This is a genomic window from Ensifer sp. 1H6 (assembly GCF_001976035.1).
Lineage (GTDB): Bacteria > Pseudomonadota > Alphaproteobacteria > Rhizobiales > Rhizobiaceae > Ensifer > Ensifer canadensis.
On sequence record NZ_MOAI01000032.1, the window covers coordinates 23,045 to 41,151 of the forward strand.

The following is an 18,107-nucleotide window of genomic DNA, read 5'->3' on the forward strand; positions in this document are numbered from 1 at the left end:
CCTCAATCATATGAATCTATCGTGGGATGCGGACGTAGTACCGCCCGCGATCTCACTCTTTGCAATTGCGCAACTCCGGACGGAAAACCGTTTCAAGCTTTCCCCGGAGCTGCTCTATTCGTTTCCGGCGCGAAGCCGCACCGCAGCCGTTGTGCGGCCGCTCAGTTCAAAGCGTGCCGAGTTGGAGCGCGGGATCCAGAGATTACGGTCGATCGCCTCCAGCAACCGCTCCGAGAGCTCGGCGAGTGCCGCCGGGTTCTTGTCGCGCAGGAAGCCTGACACCCGCTCGTCGACGATGAAAGCCTGGTAGGCAGCCTCGAAATGATGGTCGCGCACGGCACCCGTGGTTGCGGCAAAGGCAAACATGTAGTCGACCGTCGCGGCGATCTCGAAGGCGCCCTTGTAGCCGTGGCGCATGACGCCATCGATCCACTTGGGGTTGACGACGCGCGCGCGCACCACACGGCCGATCTCTTCCTCCAGCGAGCGGATGGCCGGCTTTTCCGGCCGGGAGTGGTCATTGTGGTAAATCGCCGGCCGGGCGCCGCTCAGGTGCTCGGCGGCAAGGCTCATGCCGCCTTCGAACTGGTAGTAGTCGTCGCTGTCGAGCAGGTCGTGTTCGCGGTTGTCCTGGTTCTGGACCACCGCTTCGATCGTGCGCAGCCGCTCCTCGAAGAGCTCCCGTCCCGCCTTGCCCTCCTCGCCGGCGCCATAGGCATAGGCGCCCCAGGTGAGATAGGCATCGGCGAGATCGGCTTTGCTGTCCCAGCCCTTCTCGTCGATCAGCGCCTGCAGGCCGGCGCCGTAGGCTCCGGGCTTGGCACCGAAGACGCGGTAGGAGGCGCGGCGCGCGGCTTCCGCCGGCTCGACGCCCGACGCCTCCAGCCGCTGCGTCTCGGCGCGCATGCGCGCGGCGATCATATTGTCGGCATCGTCTTCCTCAAGCGCCCCGACGGCACGGATCGCCTTGTCGAACAGCGCGATCTGGTCCGGGAAGGCATCGCGGAAGAAGCCTGATATCCGCAGCGTCACGTCGACGCGCGGGCGGCCAAGCATCGCCAGAGGCACGATTTCATAGCCCATCACCCGGCGCGAGACCATGTCCCAGGTGGGCTTGGTGCCGATCAGCGCCAGGGCCTGGGCGATGTCGTCACCGCCGGTGCGCATGTTCGCCGTGCCCCAGGCCGTCAGGCCGAATGAGGACGGCCATTCGCCGTGATCCTGCAGATAGCGGCGGATCAGCAGTTCGGCGGATTTCTTGCCAAGTTCAAAGGCCGCCGGCGTCGGCACCGAGCGGCTGTCGACGGAGTAGAAATTGCGGCCGGTCGGCAGCACGTCGGGACGGCCGCGGGTCGGCGCGCCGGAAGGCCCCGGCGCCACGAAGCGGCCATCAAGGCCGGTGAGAAAGCCGGCCATCTCGGCAGCGCCGGAGTTGATGATCGATGGCTTCAGTCGCGCCTCGATCTCGCCAAGCACGGTGCGGGTGGCAGGCCAGTCCTCGGGCGCGAGCGTCTCGCCAGAAACGAACGCCGCCGCCAGCAGCTCGATGCGCTCGACAGTATCGCCGGCCGTCCGCCACGGTGCATCGGAAATGGAGGAAAGCATGTCCGGCCGTGCGCCTTCCCAGGGATCGGACATCACGCAATCGAGCGGATCGAAGCCGAGCCCGGCATCCGCGGCCATCGCCCGCTGCAGGCTCTGGTCGCGCCTTCGCCAAGGCTGCGCGGCACCCGCGCCAGCGCCACGGTCAGGTCGGTCAGCAACCGCCCCTCCGGTGCAACGCCAAAAATGTGCAGGCCATCGCGGATCTGCATTTCCTTGAGGTCGCAGAGATAGGCGTCGAGCTTCTCCAGCGCCTTGTCGTCGCTGTCGCCCTTGTCGATACCGGCATCGTGGTCGAGGCCGATGTCACGCACGAGGTCGAGGATCTGCCGGCTGAGCAGCCTGAGCCGGCGCGGATCGCCGCCGGCCGCGTCGTAATATTCGTCGACCAGCGCTTCGAGATCCTTCAGCGGCCCATAGGATTCCGCCCTCGTCAGCGGCGGCGTCAAATGGTCGATGATGACGGCGCTGGTGCGGCGCTTGGCTTGCGTGCCCTCGCCGGGATCGTTGACGATGAAGGGGTAGACATGCGGTAGCGGCCCAAAGATCGCCTCGGGATAACAGGTCTCCGACAGCGCTAAGGCCTTGCCGGGCAGCCATTCCAGATTGCCGTGCTTGCCCATATGCACAATGGCCTGCGCGCCGAACTGGTTGCGCAGGAAAGCGTAGAAGGCGAGATATCCGTGCGGCGGCACCAGATCCGGCGAATGGTAGCTTTCCTTCGGATCGATGTTGTAGCCGCGCGCCGGCTGGATGCCGACGACAATCTCGCCGAAGCGGGCAAGCGGCAGCGCGAAGGCGCCATCGAGGAAGAACGGGTCGGTTTCCGGCGCACCCCAGCGATCGCTGACCTCATCCTGAATCTGTTTCGGAAGCGAATCGAAGAACGTATTGTAATCGCTGAACGAAAGAACTTCGCGGATCTCGCGATCGCGGCTCGCCGCGTTGGTCGGCCCAGCCATCAGGTAGCCGATCAGTGCATCGCCATCCTCAGGCACGCCGGCGACGGGATAACCTTCGCTCGCCATGGCGCGCAGCACTTCAACCGTGCCCGCCGGCGTATCGAGCCCGACGCCATTGCCGAGTCGGCCATCGCGATTGGGGTAATTGGCCATGATGATGGCGATCCGCCGTTCGGCCGGACGGGCGCGGCGCAGTTTTGCCCAATTGACCGCAAGCCTGGCGGCAAAGCGGACCCGGTCGGAAAGCGGTTCGTGCCCGACGATGTTGGCTTCGACCTTGGGATCGTAGATCGAGGCCGCCTTGAAGGAGACGGCGCGCGCCAGAATGCGGCCATCGACCTCCGGCAAGGCAACGTTCATGGCGAGATCGCGCGCCATCAGCCCCTGCGGCGAGGCCTGCCATTGCGCGCGCGACGATCCGGAGAAGATCACCTGCAGCACCGGCGCGCCGGTTGATTCCAACACGGTCGGCTGCCTGTCGGCACCGGGCGAGGAAACGGCAAAGCCGGTGGCGTTCATCACCACGTCGGGTGCCGCCTCGGAAAAAATCGATTGCAGCGTGCCGACCGAAACGGCATCCTTGAGGCTGGAGACAAACAGCGGCAACACGCGCATGCCTTCGGCGGCAAGCGCCTCGATCAGCGCTTCGACCGGCCGGGTCTCGCCGCTCTGGACCAGGGCGCGATAAAAGCAGATCCCGACTGCCGGGGGTTCGAATCCCTCCCCCGCGACCATCCGCTCTTGGACACGTGCCTTCCATTCGCTGACGCCGATGACGCCCGCGCCCGGCCACCAGATGCCGGCCTTGAGCAGCGGTTTTGCCGGCTGCGGCTTTTCCGCGTCTGAGATCAACGCCTCGGCGTAGTCGAGGAACAGGCCGGCATTGTCAGCGCCGCCCTCGGTGAAATAGGCCCAGAGGCGCTGGCGGTCGTCGGCCTCAACGGTCGAAAACGGCTCGAGGCCGGGATCGGGCTTGTCGTCGCCGGGCAGCACCGCGATCTGGAAGCGGTGGGTGACGGCGGCGGCATGCAATGCTTCCAGCACATAACGGAAATAGCTGGCGCCACCGAGCGGCCTGACCACGATGAGTTTTGCATGCCTTGCCGTGCGCTCGACATAGGTGTCGACCGACATCGGGTGCATCAGGTTCATCAGGCTGGCGATGCGCAGGCTCAGCTCCCCGTCGCGCCGGCCATGGGCCGCCGCGATCGACGAAAGCTCGGTGTCGGCGCCGACAGGAAAAGCACGTCGGCCGGCGTTTGCCCCAGGTCGATCGCCTCGTTGCCGTCGGCGATCGTTCCTTTCTGGGCGAGAAGCAGATGCATGTTTCTGTCCGTTCGAGCAATTCCAGGAAAAGCGTGAAATGGCTTTCCTGGAATTGCGTTGCTTCAAGGAGTTAGGCGAGTGCGGTGATGGCGGCGCGCACCGCAGCTTCGTCCATGTCGTGCAGGCCGATGACGACGAGGCGCGTACCGCGCTTCTCGCCAGCCGCCCAGGCACGGTCGTAATACTGGTCGATGCGGGCGCCAACGGCCTGGATCAGCAGGCGCATCGGCTTGCCGGGCACGTCGGCAAAGCCCTTGAGGCGCAGCACGTCATGCTCTGATATCACGCCCTTGAGGCGATCGATGAAACCTGCCGGATCGGCAATCGCGCCGAGCTCGACGACGAAGCTGTCGAACTCGTCATGAGAGTGCTCCTCGCCGGCCTCATGTTCCATCTCGTGGTGAGACTTGCGGTTGGCGATATCGCTTTCCGTGCCGACGCCGAGGCCGAGCAGGATGGCAGCGGCAACTTCGCCGTTCTTCGCCTCGATCATTGTTGGCTTGCGGTTAGTGCGCGAAGCGACCTCGTCGCGCACGGCCTTGAGGCCGGAGGCGTCGATCAGATCGGTCTTGTTGAGCACGATCAGGTCGGCGGCGGTCAACTGGTCCTCGAACAGTTCCTCGATCGGGCTTTCGTGGTCGAGATTGTCGTCCTCGACACGCAACGCATCGACCTTGTCATGGTCGTCGGCAAAACGGCCGGCGGCAACGGCGGCACTGTCGACCACGGTGACGACGCCATCGACGGTGACTTCGCTGCGGATATCAGGCCAGTTGAAGGCGGCGATCAGCGGCTGCGGCAAAGCGAGGCCCGAGGTTTCAATGATGATATGGTCAGGACGATTTTCGCGCTCGAGCAGCTTGGTCATGGTCGGGATGAAATCATCGGCAACCGTGCAGCAGATGCAGCCATTGGTAAGCTCAATGATATCGTCTTCCGAGCAGGCTTCTGCGCCGCAGCCCTTCAGCACGTCGCCGTCGACGCCGAGATCGCCGAACTCGTTGATGATGAGCGCAATGCGCTTGCCATCGGCGTTCTGCAGCAGATTGCGGATCATCGTCGTCTTGCCGGCACCGAGGAAGCCGGTGATGACGGTCGCCGGGATCTTGCCCTGGTTGGCTCTGGCAGTGGTCATGGATCAACCCTTCATTTTCAGCGGCAATCCGGCCGCGACAAAGTAAACTTCCGCGGATTTCTCCGCAACGATCTGGTGAAGCCGGCCGGCATGGTCGCGGAAATCGCGGACCATGCGGTTCTCGGGCACGATGCCGAGGCCGACTTCGTTGGAAACAAGGATGAGGCGCGCCCGCGCCTCCGGCAGGAAAGCGGCAAGGGCCGCGAACTCTGCCGCCATGTCGCGCCCTTCCATCATCAGGTTGGTGACCCACAGCGTCAGGCAGTCGACGAGCACCACGCGGTTCTCGTCATCGATGCGCGTCAGCAGCGAAACGAGGTCGAGCGGCTCTTCATGCGTCGTCCAGCCTTCGCCGCGCCTTGCCCGGTGATGGTCGATGCGCTCGCGCATCTCGTCGTCCCAGGCACGGCCGGTCGCGACATAGTGCATGCCGAGCCCGGAGGCTTCGACGAGCCTTTCGGAAAAGCTGGATTTGCCGGAACGGGCACCGCCGAGGACCAGAACCGGCCCGGCATGGGAAATGCTCATGTGCGTTGCAGCCTCACGCGCTTGGTCGCGAATTCGAGCGGCAACAGGATTTCACCGCGCCGACGGCGCGTTCGGGAAACGATCGATGAGCCAAGACAACCTCCGTGATGGCGTGGGAAGCGGGCTTCCCTTCGGGCGGAATGCCCCTGTCGGACGGCAGGTCTCCTGGCTCACGGCGTCACGAGCCCACCACATCGCGCCCCGCGTGATCACGCGAAGACCGATGCTTGGGCCCGAACGGCCCGCCTCACCTTCCCGGCGTTTTCTGGTTTCGTGAAAGGCGGACGATTCGTAGAAGAAGAGGCGTCCAACCCGGCTGATCACGAAGCCACGCCAGTGGCTTTTCCGGCTGAATTCCAAACCGCCTTCGATTGCCCCATGCAATCGAAAGGAAGCCGGCTATCAGCCCGATGGCGAACCCTGACCGTTCTACAGTCGCGGGGTCGGCTGCGATAAGGATGCCCGATTTGGGTCCATCCGTCACATTCCCAATTATTCCCCCGCATCGCCACGATCCGGGGAAACCATCCAACGTCAGATGATTAGGAAGCGGGCGCCGCAAAGTCAATCGACGCGTGCGACACGCCACCCGTCGAGATGCGGCGCGCGACAATTTGCCGGCAGCAGGCCGCAAAGGCCACTCCTGCATGTTTTTATCCTTAGATGGTATTCGACCTAAGGATAAAAACATGCAGCAATTCAAAGTGTTACAGCGACCTTTGCGCGTCCAGTAAGACGCGCGGCGCTGTAGTCGACGTCGGAGCGGACGCTCCACGGCAACTGAACTTTATTTTAGCAACGTCAGATATTGCGATAGAGTAGCCGAAAGTCGTTTCGATTATCCGGAAGGCAGATGGAACGCAGGCTCACCGCCGTGATGATTGCCGACGTTTCCGGCTATGGACTGCTCACCCAAGCCGACGAAGAGGGTACGTGTGCCCGCTTTCAGGCCGATCTGCACGGCCTGTTCGAACAAAGGATTGCCGCACATCGCGGGCGGTTGATCAAGACCATGGGCGACGGGTTATTGGTCGAGTTCCAGAGTGTCGTCGAGGCGGTCCGTTGTGCGGTGGAGGTTCAGCGCGCGAAATCCGAAAGCCGCGGCTCCGATCAGGGTCGACTGGAATTCCGCATCGGCATCAATCTTGGCGACGTCATCGTTGAAGGCGACGACATTCACGGCGATGGAGTGATCATTGCCGAGCGCCTGCAGAGCCTCGCCGAACCGGGTGGGATCATCATCTCCGGCACCGCCTACGACCAGGTCGAGAAGCACCTCGATGTCGGCTTCGTCTTTCTCGGCGAACAACGCCTGAAGCATATCGAAAAGCCGGTGCGGACTTACCGGCTGGGGCTGAACGAAGCCCGCCCCGGCAGCGTAAAGGTCGCTGGGCGCCACGCGAAGCGCTGGGCGGCACTCGTTACGTCTGCTGTCGTGCTCGGCGCTGCTGCCGGCGTGGCCTGGTGGCGGCCCTGGGAGTCGCCTGTGGAAACGGTCCAGATACAACCACCGAATCTGACCGCGCCGGACAAGCCGTCGATCGCGGTGCTTCCGTTTGCCAACGTGAGCGACGATCCCAGGCAGGAGTATTTCGCCGATGGCATGACCGATGGCCTTGTCACCGAGCTGGCTCAGGTATCCGGCTTGTTCGTTATCGCGCGTAACTCGACCTTCACCTACAAGGGCAGGGCGGTGACACCCAGGCAGGTGTCCAAGGAACTCGGTGTCCGATACGTCCTCGAAGGCAGTGTGCAGCGTGCCGGAGAACAGCTACGGATCAATGTTCAGCTCATAGATTCTCTCAGCGGCGGCCACGTTTGGGCCGGCAAGTTCGACGGTTCACTTTCCGATGTCTTTGCGCTGCAGGACGAAGTGATGCGCGGCATTGCCGACGCGCTTGCGCTTCGGTTGAATCCTGACGAGCAGATGGCCTTCGGACGCAAGGAAACGACGGTCCCGGCGGCCTTCGATGCGTTCCTGCGCGGCTGGGAGCATCACCGGCGCACGACCCCCGAAGATTTTGCAAAGGCAGTGCCTTTTTTCGAGCAGGCGATTGCGCTCGATCCTGCCTATGGACGAGCCTATGCCGCCGCCGCCATGGTCTACGCGCGCGTCTACCTGTGGCGTTGGCATTATCGGCTTGATATCTCGCGGATCGAAGCTAGAGCCAAGGCGCTACAATTTCTAAGGACCGCGCAGAAACACAAAACAGCGCTCGCCTATCAGGCGGCCGCTCTCCTGTCCGAAGCGGCCTGGCAGCATGCCGATGCGCTCGCCGAACTCAAGGAAGCGATCGCGCTCGAACCCGGCGATTCCTGGAGCTACGCGCTGACGGCCTTCGTGCTGACCTCCGCCGGCCGCCCAGCGGAGGCCCTGCCCTATATCCGTACGGCCATGCGCCTCGATCCGCACTCTCCGTCCTTCTTCATTTACGTTCTTGGACTGACGCAGTTCAGCCTGGAGGATTTCGAGGCGTCGGTGGCTGCGGTGAAGCGCAGCATCGAACTCAATCCTCAGGATGACGGTTCTTTCCTTCTTCTCGCCTCCGCTTACGCGCACCTCGGCCGGAACACGGAAGCGCAGGCAGCGATCACTCGTTTCAACGCGCTTCGCCTCGCACGCGGTGGCACTGCCGCCACCATCTCGACCAGCCCGCCCATGGATCTGGCAAAGCTGGCGGATAGCGAGCTCTTCTACCGGGGACTGCGCCTGGCCGGCGTGCCTGAGACCTTGATGAACGCCGACTTCGTAGGCAGGAACAGACTGGAAGCCGACGAAGCCCGCTCACTATTCCTGGGGCATCGGCTGCATGGACGCATGCTGGACTCGGGCGAGGAACATGAGGCTGTCATTTCAACCGGGGGCGTGGCCACTCTGACAGGAGGCTGGGCTTCCATCGGCGCTGGTCGCATGACCGATGTCGAGGTCAAGTTTGACAGGGACGAGGTTTGCTTCCTGTGGCTCAAGACAACGAACCTCTGCGGAATGGTGCTGCGAAATCCCGGAGGACTTAGCGGCAAGGAAAACGAATTCATATGGTACCACGGCGACAGGGCGTTCACGTTCTCGCAGGTCCGCTAGCCCCTTGCGCTCGCCCATGCTACCGCTACCGTACCCGCTGCAGCGCGCTGAACTGAAAAGCCTGCACTGAATTCCATGGCGTCTTATGCTGGTGCCTGATCGCTTCGACCAGCCGGAAGGACGGCCCGATTACTTCGGCAAGCGCCGCCGGGTCGTAGCGCATCACCGGCAAACCGCTGCAGCGGTTCGGCCCATCCGGCGCAAAGGTGGCGATGATGGCGTGTCCGGAAGGCTTCACGGCAGCACAAAGACGTTCGACATAGGCCGCGCGCTCTGCCGCACCGGTCAGGAAGTGAAACGCGGCGCGGTCGTGCCAGATATCGTATTGCCGCGAAGGCGACCAGTCGGTCACGTCGGCGGCGATCCACTCTACCGCTTCGCCGCGCGCGCCGAGCCGGGCTCGTGCGGCGCCAAGCGCGGTTGGAGACAGGTCAAGCACCGCGACCGACCATCCGCCCTCCTCCAGCAGCCGATCGACCAATCTAGACGCACCGCCGCCGATATCGATCAGCGATGCCGGCAAGCCCCGCCCGTACTCGTGAATGAGCCGCAGCGACACCTCGGGCGTGCCTTCGAACCAGCTGACGCCCGCCTCGTCCTTGGAGGCATAGGCAGCATCCCAATGCGCACGCCGCTCGTCGTCACTCATTGCAAACCGCCTGTTGCGCCGGTCATCCCGTGGTCAGAAGTCTGCATGTGTCGGCGCCTGCGGCACGCAGTCCGCGACGCATCTTAACGCCCCGCGCGCGTGCTGCAAATGCTGCGGGCGGGCCTCAATTGCCGAGCAGTTGATGGAGCCACGTCGGGTCAAGCACCGCCTCGAGCTCCGCGGCGACGTCATCGAGCGCCGCATCGACCGACTGGCGGTAGTTGCCGATGCCGCCTTCGATGCCGAAGCTTTTGAGCAGGGCAGCACGGTAGGCATCGCTGGAAAACAACCCATGCAGGTAGGTTCCCATCACCCGTCCGTCGGCCGAAAGGGCGCCATCGGCGCGATCGTCGATGCGGATCGAAGGGCGGTCGCAGTCAGGACCCGTGGTGCGGCCGAGATGGATTTCATAGCCTTCGAGCGGCACGTCGTGTTCCAGCGACCAGGCACGGCTGTTGCGCAGGGTCTTTTCCGGCGCCATTTCCGTTTCGACGTCGAGCAGCCCAAGTCCCTTGATTTCCCGCTCGTTGCCCTCGATGCCGAGAGGGTCGGTGACGCGCGCGCCCAGCATCTGGTAGCCGCCGCAGATGCCGATCACCCGGCCACCGCGCCGCACATGGCGCTTGAGGTCCTCATCCCAACCCTGCGCCCTGAAATCCTTGAGATCGCCGATGGTCGATTTCGACCCAGGGATGACGACGAGAGCGGCATCGGCGGGGATCGGGCTGCCCGGTTTGACGAAGACGAGATCGACCTCCGGCTCGGCGGCGAGCGGATCGAGGTCGTCGAAATTGGCAATTCTCGACAACACCGGAACGGCAACCTTGAGCGCCCGCCCCTCGCCGCGGGCCAGCTTTTCGAGCACGACCGAATCCTCTGCCGGCAGCCGCCCGGCCGCCTTCAGCCACGGCACTACGCCGAAACAGGGCCAGCCGGTGTAGCGGCCGACCGCGGCGATGCCGTCGTCGAACAGCGTGACGTCCCCACGGAACTTGTTGATCAAATAGCCCGTCACCATGCGCCGGTCCTCGTCGGGCAGGATCGCATGGGTGCCGACCAACGAGGCGATGACGCCGCCGCGATCGATGTCGCCAACGAGCACAACGGGGACATCGGCGCGGGTCGCAAAACCCATATTGGCGATGTCGCCTGCTCTCAAGTTGATTTCGGCAGGTGACCCCGCCCCCTCGACGACCACGAGATCGGCACCGGCCGAAATCTGCTCGAAGCTTTCCATCACCGCCCCGAGCAGCTTCGGCTTCAGTGCCTGATATTCCCGCCCCTTCGCCTGGCCTGCGACCTTGCCCTGCACGACGATCTGGCTGCCGACATCCGACTGCGGCTTCAAGAGCACCGGGTTCATGTGCACCGAAGACGGCACGCGGGCGGCTAGCGCCTGCAGCCATTGCGCCCGGCCGATTTCGCCGCCGTCATGCGACACGGCGGCGTTGTTCGACATGTTCTGCGGCTTGAACGGCCTGACCTTCAACCCGTGATTGGAGGCGAGCCGGCAGAGGCCTGCCACCAATACCGATTTTCCGACATCCGAGCCGGTTCCCTGAAGCATGATCTTGCGTGTCATGCGGCCACCGGTAACACCGAATTGACCGGCCGCAAAGAGCTGTATTGACACGTTTTCGCCGCATTTGCGGCGCGTCGATGACGGACTGTTTCGGCCGCTCATCAAGCTTGTCGAGTTTCCCTCCGAAACTAGCATAAATGCGACATCCCGTGACGAGTTTGGCATTCAATTCCATAAGGCGCGAGCCTATATCAGCGCCATCGAAACACACACCGGACGACAAACGTCCGGCCTCTCAAGGTCCATGCCCATGCTGTACATATTCAGCAAACCAAATTTCGTTCAGATCGCCTGGAATTCCAAGGCACCGGTCAGCCAGTCGCGCGTTCGCAACGTCGTTCTCGACGCTCCCTTCGGCCCGCTCGGCTTCATCCGCACGTCCAACGTCGGCTGACCCATCAGGCCCATAGGATCGGGCCCCTATCGGCCACGGCTTCGCATTCCGGCAGCTGACGCCTTCTCCTCCAGCCGTCTCCCTTCGTGGAGGCGGTTTTTTTTGGCCATACGGCGCATGTGAGGCGCTGGGTTTGCGCATGTCGTCGCCGCAGAACCGCCACGCACTTTTGTGCGACACGCCCTTAAACGCGAAAACCGCATCGACCTCTTATCGAGGGATGCGGCTTCCAAAAAACGCTGGTCACTCCGGAAAAACACACCGGAGGTTCGCTCAAACCCGGGACGCTATACCTTGATCCGGGTCGACGGCCGTTTCCCGCCGCGCAACAACAATTAGCCGGACATCGTTACCGGATGGTTATCGAGGATTTAACGAAAGATGAATCGCGGCATTTTTTGAATTTTTTTCGCGACATTTACAAAATGTGCGCGTGGCGCATTCACGACAGGAAAGGTCCTGATTGCAACAGATCGAAAACAAGCATTGCGGCGACCGCTATATTTTACGGCACTAATTGTCGCGAATGCTTAAATTTGGCCCGATGGAAGCCAAAAAAATCCCCTTCCATCATGTCGCAGACAGACGCTGCCCGCAGCCCGGCGCGGCCGTTTTCCGATTCAAGAGGTTGATTTCCCAACGAGAATACTTAGGCTTGCGGAGCGGTATAGAGGAGATCCGGCCGGCGACAGGGTTCCGCGGCCAGGACCAGATCGAACTCCCACACCGCCGCAGCAGGGGCTACCCTTGGCTTGTCTTTTGCCGAACCCCAGGCTGCTCATTTGGCTCGGGTGACCGGGATGCACGGCGTCCCCACGACGCCCGTTTGATCGTAGGCTGCAGTTAAAGACTGGGAGGTCTTGCAACATGAAGAAACTCCTCGCTTCCACCATTCTCGCCGCGGGTCTGTACGCGCTGGCGGGTTCCGCGCAGGCCGCGGAATGCGGTGAAGTCAGCATTGCCGAGATGAACTGGGCGTCGGCGGGCGTTGCCGCTCACGTGGACAAGTTCATTCTGGAAAACGGTTACGGTTGCACCGTGACGCTGGTCACCGGCGACACCATGCCGACCTTTGCCTCCATGAACGAAAAGGCCCAGCCGGATATGGCGCCGGAACTCTGGGTCAACGCCGTTCGCACGCCGCTCGACGCGGCCATCAAGGAAGGCCGGCTGATCGAAGCCGCCAAGATCCTGAGCGAAGGCGGCGTCGAAGGCTGGTGGATCCCGAAATTCGTCGCCGATGCCAACCCCGATATCAAGACGGTGCAGGATGCGCTGAAACACCCCGATCTCTTCCCGGCACCGGAAGACCCGTCCAAAGCCGCCATTCACAATTGCCCGTCTGGCTGGAACTGCCAGGTTTCGACCGCCAATCTCTACAAGGCGATCGATGCCGAGAAGGCCGGCTTCCAGCTGATCGACACCGGCTCTGCGGCCGGCCTCGACGGCTCGATCGCCAACGCCTTTGCCAAGAAGACCGGCTGGCTCGGCTACTACTGGGCACCGACTGCCATCCTCGGCAAGTACGAAATGACCCGCCTCTCCTTCGGCGTTGATCACGACAAGAAGGAATGGGACGCCTGCTCGGCCGTTCCGGATTGCCCGAGCCCGAAGGTCAACTCCTACCCGGTCTCCGACGTCTTCACTGTCGTGACCAAGTCGTTTGCCGACAAGGCCGGCGTTGCCATGGACTATGTCAAGGCGCGCAAGTGGGACAATGGCACCGTCAACAAGGTCCTTGCCTGGATGGATGAGAACCAGGGCACCAACGAGGATGCAGCAAAGCACTTCCTCGAAGAGTTCCCGGACATGTGGACCACATGGGTAAGCCCTGATGTGGCCGAGAAGGTCAAGGCGGCACTCTGATTTTCGCTGACGATGCAGGCGGCCCGCGTGAAAAGCGGTCGCCTGCATCGGCGTCTTCGCCAGCCGGAAAAAATTGTCGGACATGGCAAGCAATACCGGCGACGACGAACAGGTTCAGTTCGCTTCGCATGTCGCATTCAGTAAAGCGGGCGTCACGTTCCGCTGTCACATTCCTCACGCCGGGACCCGAAGAGGTCACCGCAAAGTCTGCGCAGGGATCGGCAACGACCGGTCTGAAGACGCAGTCGGCGTCATAAGACTTCAGGCCAAGAAGGGGAAAAATATGGCATCCATCTGCAGTGTCTTGCCAGAGTTGCTCTGCAAGTTCCCTGCCATTGACGACGGAACGATCCGCCTGGCTCGCAAGACCATCGACGATGGTTTCAAGGGTTTCGTCCGCACCTATGGCGACGCCATCGACACGGTCGTCCAGCCGCTTCAATGGTTTCTGAACTATCTCGAAAGCCTGTTCGTCAGCTCGCCGTGGATCGTCATCCTCGCGCTCATGGTGGCGATCGTCTATTTCGGCAGCCGCAACATCAACATCACCATCGGCACGGCGCTGTCGATGATCGCCATCGGCCTCGTCGGCCTGTGGAACGACACGATGGTCACGCTCGCAATGGTCACCGTCTGCACGCTGATCTCGATCCTGATCGGCATTCCGATCGGCATTCTGATGGCGCGCTCCGAGCGGGTGCAGTCGGTCGTCAATCCGGCGCTCGACGTGATGCAGACGATGCCGAGCTTCGTCTATCTTATTCCGGTCGTGATGATCTTCGGCATCGGCAAGGTTCCGGGCCTCATCGCCGTCGTCATCTATGCCGTGCCGCCGATGATCCGGCTCACCAATCTCGGCATCCGCCTCGTCGACAAGGAAGTGCTCGAAGCCGCCGACGCCTTCGGGTCGTCGGCCTGGCAGAAGCTCAAGAACGTGCAGATGCCGCTGGCGCTGCCCACCATCATGGCCGGCATCAACCAGACCATCATGATGTCGCTGGCGATGGTCGTCGTCGCATCGATGATCGGCGTGGGCGGCCTCGGCAAGAACGTGCTGCAGGCGATCGCCAACCAGTTCTTCACCGTCGGTTTCCTCAACGGCTTCGCCCTTGTCGGTATCGCCATCATTTTCGACCGTACCAGCCAGGCCTTCGGCAGGCGGCTACAGAAGCATTCGGAGGTTATCCATGGCTAGTCACGCGATCGAGGTGAAGAACCTCTACAAGATCTTCGGCCCCAATGGCGGCAACTATGTCGATGCCGTCAAGCGGGGCCTGGGCAAGGCGGAACTCAACGAAAAGCACGGCCACGTGCTCGGTCTGCAGGACATCAACATCTCGATGCCGGCCGGTGGCGTCATGGTGGTCATGGGGCTTTCGGGCTCGGGCAAGTCGACGCTGATCCGCCACATCAACCGGCTGATCGACCCGACCGCAGGCGAAGTGCTCTATGACGGCGTCGACGTCTGCAAGATGAACGACAACGACCTGCGCGAATTCCGTCGCCACAAGACGGCGATGGTGTTCCAGAAATTCGCGCTGCTGCCGCACCGGACCGTGCTCGACAACACCGTTTACGGCCTGGAGATCCAGGGCGTCGGCAAGGCCGAGAGCGAAAAGCGCGCGCGCGGCTGGATCGACCGGGTCGGTCTCCAGGGCTTTGAGAACCACTACCCCAACCAGCTTTCCGGCGGCATGCAGCAACGCGTCGGCCTCGCCCGGGCGCTCACCAACGATGCCGACATCCTGCTGATGGACGAAGCCTATTCGGCACTCGATCCGCTGATCCGCGTCGATATGCAGAGCGTGCTTCTCGACCTACAGAAAGAGCTGAAGAAGACCGTCGTCTTCATCACCCACGATCTCGACGAGGCGCTCAGGCTCGGCGACAAGATCGCCATCCTGCGGGATGGCCGCGTGGTGCAGCAGGGAACGGGCCAGGAAATCGTGCTGTCGCCCGCCGACGACTACATCAGCGCCTTCGTCAAGGAAGTGAACCGCGGACGCGTCATCAATGTCGAGACGATCATGCGGCCGCTTTCCGGCAACCCGGAAGGCATGCCGCTGACGATGGGCACGGTGCTGGAATCGGCGGCCCGCGCCATGACCGGCGCTCATCTCAACGTGGCCCATGTCGTCGACGAAAACGGCCGCCCGATCGGCGCGCTCGATCTGCCGACGATCATCTCGGCCATGGTGACGCCCACCAGTCACGAGGACAAGAGAGCCGCATAGACAGGCCAATCGGCAGCAAGGGCGCTCGGCACCTCCCATCGCGGGAACAGGCCGCAGCGCCCTTCGCATGTCAGGCGGGTCGTATCGTCTGCGGGGTGCAACTCGGAAGACGCACGCTGTCGGCGCTCATGCAGCAATTCAAAGTGCTACAGCGACCTTTGCGCGTCTAATAAGACGCGCGGCGCTGTAGGCCGATGTCAGCCTCGCATTCGCACCAAGTGCTCTACGGCGCTGTTCAGTTGGTCTTCGTCGTTTCGGCTGCAGCCGGCTCGACGGTGCTTGCGGACGAAAGCGTATCGCTGGTCGCCGGGAAATACTTGTCGAGCAGGCCCATCATCTGGGTGTCGCGCTTTTCGGCGGTCTCGCCGCCCATGACGACGCCGACGAGGCGCTTGCCGTCGCGCGTCGCCGACGTCACCACGTTATAGCCAGACGCCGTGGTGTAGCCGGTCTTGATGCCGTCAGCGCCTGCATAGCGGTTCATCACGCCGTTGTGGCCGCGAAGCTTCATGCCCCTGAATTCGATCTTGCGGTTCGAAAACAGCGCAAACTCTTCTGGGAAATCGCGCATCAGCGCAATGCCGAGCGTCGCCATGTCACGCGCCGTCGTCACCTGCTCCGGATCCGGCAGGCCGTTGGCGTTCTTGAACACGGTGCTGGCCATGCCGAGCTGGTGCGCCTTCTCGGTCATCACCTTGGCAAACCCGGTTTCAGTGCCGGCCAGCTGTTCGCCGATGGCAACGGAAGCATCATTGGCCGACAGCACGATCATGCCCATCACGGCTTCGCGGACGGAGACGGTGCGCCCGACGCCGACGGCCAGCTTGAAGGGCTCCTTGCCATTGGCATTTTCCGACATCGTCAGTCGCTGGTCCCACGTCAGCTTGCCGTCGCGAAGCGCTTCGAACGCAAGATAGATCGTCATCATCTTGGTCAAGGACGCGGGATAGTTCAGCTCGTCGGCATTCTCGGCTTCGAGAACGGTGCCGGTCTGCGCGTCCAGAACCAGATGGGCTTTTCCGGCGAACGCGTAGGACGCACCGCCGAGCAACAGACCGAGTGAAACCGCCGCCGACGCGAGTGTCCGGATAGTGAAATGCATGATGTTCTTCTCGTTTGAGGCTATCGATCAGCGCGCGATACCCGCGGGCAAGCTAGCAACTACATAAGTGCCGCCTTTTACAGCGATCACAAGCGAGCCGCAATCGCCTATCGGCTGCGGCTTTTCGTCGTGAGCAATCGCCCCGCTTCCGCCACAATGGCGTCAACGGACAACCTGGCTTCGGCGCCAGATCGAACCTGCCTAACCCTCACGCGCCGCGACAGCCCTCGCCCCAAAAGGCCAGCCTGACAGAAAGGGTTTTTCGATGAAACGGAAGGTCAGAGTAGAGACAACCAGCACCCCACCTATCGCAGCGAGCGTCACCAGCGTCGCGAAGCCCTGGTCGAGCGTCAGAACCGTGTCCCCATCGGGAGCGACGTGGGTCGGAACCTTCAGGCCGAAGCGCAGAATCTGGGTGACCGCCCAGCCGACAATGGAATGGGTCAGGTAGACGCTGTAGCTGACGGTGCCCAACCAGACGAAGGACGGCCACTCGAGAAAGCGGCGAAGACTCGTGTCCTCCTGCAGGTTCGCCACGGCCACAACCGTGACCGCAAAAAGAGGCGGCAGAAGGATTTCCGCGCGGCCGCCGCCGAGGCCCCAGATTGCCAAAACGACGAGCGTCAGCGCCGCTGCAGCCATCGGCGCCGCCGCCTTTCGGGGCAATCGGACGTGGAGCGAAGCGGCCCACGCCCCCAGGAAAAAAGAGAATACGCAGCGGATGATCGCAAAGATCGGATCGGTTTCGAGCCGTCCGCCCTCCAGAGCGAGCAGGATGATGGCCGCTCCACCCGCCAGAACAAGGCACCAGCGCACCGGTAACCGCAGGAGACCCACCGTCAAAGCGAAGATCAGATAGGTCCAGAACTCGACCGAAATGGACCAGCTCGGAATATTGAACCCGAGTTCGCTCAGAACCACGCCCTGCAGCAGAAAAAGATTGGCAAGGAACGCCTTTGCGTCGGACACCACAAAGGCGGGGTTATTGGAGATGATGCCGGTCTTCTGTTCAAAGATGTATTTGAGACACTCTATGCCGAGGAAGATCAGCAGCGTGAACAGATGAAGCGGATAGAGGCGCCAGAACCGCCGGCGCTGGAAGCTTGCGAGCTCTGCGGGGCTCGACAATCTGTTGGCATAGTTGAGAGCAATCACGAAGCCGCTGAGCACGAAGAAGAAGTCGACCATGAGGTAGCCGTGCCGGATGAAGGCATTCTCACTCAGCAGGCTGCCGTAACGGAAATGGTGCAGGACAACCGCAAGGGCCGCGAAACCCCGCAAGGATTCGAGCGCCAGGAGTTTGGGTTTCTTCACCATTGCGGAGAATGCTCCATCGCTGGCGGCAAGCGCCGCCATTTCGTCACGTTGCGCCCGTCGTTTAGACGGTCTGCTTCGAGAAGACAGGTCCCGCAAGGACGATTGGAAGCTACCTTCGCCCGGGAAGCCTTAAAATCCGGTAATGGGCATTCTGCGTTGAGCCAAAGACATTTGGCTTCTGTTGTCGGGGCAAGGCAAAACTGCCCGCTTTGGCAAAAGATGCCCGATTGAACCGAGCCGCCGTTTCATTCGACCTTAACCCGATTGCGCCATGCTTGATGGCAGGTCCCGGCCCTCTGGGGGCAACTGCAGACGGGAACCGCAAACC

At 62.4% G+C, this 18,107-nt stretch carries 11 protein-coding genes, 1 pseudogene and 1 riboswitch; of the genes and pseudogenes, 5 read left to right on the forward strand and 7 right to left on the reverse strand.

The features are described 5' to 3' along the window. Positions 1–114: 114 nt before the first annotated feature. From cobN to cobU, 3 genes and pseudogenes are all read right to left on the reverse strand, one after another. Positions 115–3,889, reverse strand: a pseudogene (gene cobN / locus BKP54_RS28375) (cobaltochelatase subunit CobN). 71 nt (positions 3,890–3,960) lie between these two features. Further along, the gene (gene cobW, locus BKP54_RS28380) at positions 3,961–5,025 is read right to left on the reverse strand and encodes a cobalamin biosynthesis protein CobW (protein WP_025427375.1); all 1,065 of its coding nucleotides are present in this window, start codon (positions 5,023–5,025) and stop codon (positions 3,961–3,963) included. 3 nt (positions 5,026–5,028) lie between these two features. Beyond that, positions 5,029–5,553, reverse strand: coding sequence for a bifunctional adenosylcobinamide kinase/adenosylcobinamide-phosphate guanylyltransferase (cobU, locus tag BKP54_RS28385; protein ID WP_025427376.1), 525 nt, complete (start codon positions 5,551–5,553; stop codon positions 5,029–5,031). Between the two features lie 137 nt (positions 5,554–5,690). Beyond that, positions 5,691–6,097, reverse strand: a riboswitch (cobalamin riboswitch). Between the two features lie 309 nt (positions 6,098–6,406). Between cobU and BKP54_RS28390 the strand changes: the two genes are divergently transcribed. Next, entirely contained in the window at positions 6,407–8,635 is a 2,229-nt protein-coding gene (locus tag BKP54_RS28390) for an adenylate/guanylate cyclase domain-containing protein (protein WP_084815264.1), read from the forward strand. A 25-nt stretch (positions 8,636–8,660) separates the two neighbouring features. Here the strand turns inward: BKP54_RS28390 and BKP54_RS28395 are convergent, their stop codons facing one another. Together BKP54_RS28395 and BKP54_RS28400 are read right to left on the reverse strand one after the other, a co-directional pair. After that, complete coding sequence (locus tag BKP54_RS28395; protein ID WP_025427378.1) at positions 8,661–9,284, reverse strand: class I SAM-dependent methyltransferase; 624 nt, start codon at positions 9,282–9,284, stop codon at positions 8,661–8,663. 124 nt (positions 9,285–9,408) lie between these two features. Next, entirely contained in the window at positions 9,409–10,866 is a 1,458-nt protein-coding gene (locus BKP54_RS28400; protein WP_025427379.1) for a cobyric acid synthase, read from the reverse strand. 250 nt (positions 10,867–11,116) lie between these two features. On the opposite strand from BKP54_RS28400, the gene BKP54_RS35490 reads away from it, so the two are divergent. From BKP54_RS35490 to BKP54_RS28420, 4 genes are all read left to right on the forward strand, one after another. Beyond that, a complete protein-coding gene (locus BKP54_RS35490; protein ID WP_107027614.1) occupies positions 11,117–11,260 on the forward strand; it encodes a hypothetical protein in 144 nt (47 codons plus the stop codon). A gap of 867 nt (positions 11,261–12,127) precedes the next feature. Next, on the forward strand, positions 12,128–13,126 hold the full coding sequence (locus tag BKP54_RS28410) for an ABC transporter substrate-binding protein (protein ID WP_025427380.1): 999 nt from the start codon (positions 12,128–12,130) through the stop codon (positions 13,124–13,126). A gap of 283 nt (positions 13,127–13,409) precedes the next feature. Further along, positions 13,410–14,321: a proline/glycine betaine ABC transporter permease gene (locus BKP54_RS28415; protein WP_025427381.1), complete on the forward strand. Its 912-nt coding sequence runs from the start codon at positions 13,410–13,412 to the stop codon at positions 14,319–14,321. After that, on the forward strand, positions 14,314–15,360 hold the full coding sequence (locus BKP54_RS28420) for a glycine betaine/L-proline ABC transporter ATP-binding protein (protein ID WP_025427382.1): 1,047 nt from the start codon (positions 14,314–14,316) through the stop codon (positions 15,358–15,360). The genes BKP54_RS28415 and BKP54_RS28420 overlap by 8 nt, the downstream gene beginning before the upstream one ends. A gap of 235 nt (positions 15,361–15,595) precedes the next feature. Here the strand turns inward: BKP54_RS28420 and BKP54_RS28425 are convergent, their stop codons facing one another. Together BKP54_RS28425 and BKP54_RS28430 are read right to left on the reverse strand one after the other, a co-directional pair. Further along, positions 15,596–16,462 carry a D-alanyl-D-alanine carboxypeptidase family protein gene (locus BKP54_RS28425; RefSeq protein WP_025427383.1) on the reverse strand — a complete coding sequence of 289 codons (867 nt, stop codon included), beginning with the start codon at positions 16,460–16,462 and terminating at the stop codon, positions 15,596–15,598. A gap of 201 nt (positions 16,463–16,663) precedes the next feature. Continuing rightward, positions 16,664–17,779: an acyltransferase gene (locus BKP54_RS28430; protein WP_158071734.1), complete on the reverse strand. Its 1,116-nt coding sequence runs from the start codon at positions 17,777–17,779 to the stop codon at positions 16,664–16,666. Positions 17,780–18,107: the final 328 nt, after the last annotated feature.